This is a genomic window from Pseudomonas sp. FSL W7-0098, from assembly GCF_005930585.1.
Classification (GTDB): Bacteria; Pseudomonadota; Gammaproteobacteria; order Pseudomonadales; family Pseudomonadaceae; genus Aquipseudomonas; species Aquipseudomonas bubulae.
The window spans coordinates 1-281 of record NZ_RXHW01000031.1 but is presented as its reverse complement, the minus strand read 5'-3'; the positions used below and the strand labels follow the sequence as shown (position 1 = coordinate 281).

The window sequence follows — 281 nt, the reverse complement described above, 5'->3', positions numbered from 1 at the left end:
TAGGTCAAGACAGACCTATGCATGAAAAAACTGAACAGTGGCTACAAGACCATCAATTGGAACGTCCTGTGGAGCTGACAAATTGTCGGGCAGTTGCCGTGGGTGGAACCAACGGGATTGATCCCTTTATCGCCAAAGAACAATTTGATGTCATTCGACAACTTCATAACCAAACCAAAGAATCCAATCAAGTCTTGCGTATTACCCAATCTTTCGCCTTAGATGAACTGAATCCGAAAGTTCAAAAAGACTGGCAAAAAGCCAATGATTTAGGCGTTGAA

At 42.7% G+C, this 281-nt stretch carries 1 protein-coding gene; it reads left to right on the top strand.

All coding sequences use genetic code 11. The features are described 5' to 3' along the window. Positions 1-17 precede the first annotated feature (17 nt). On the top strand, positions 18-281 hold a 264-nt coding region (locus FHL07_RS23555), incomplete at its 3' end, for a relaxase/mobilization nuclease domain-containing protein (RefSeq protein WP_202979110.1).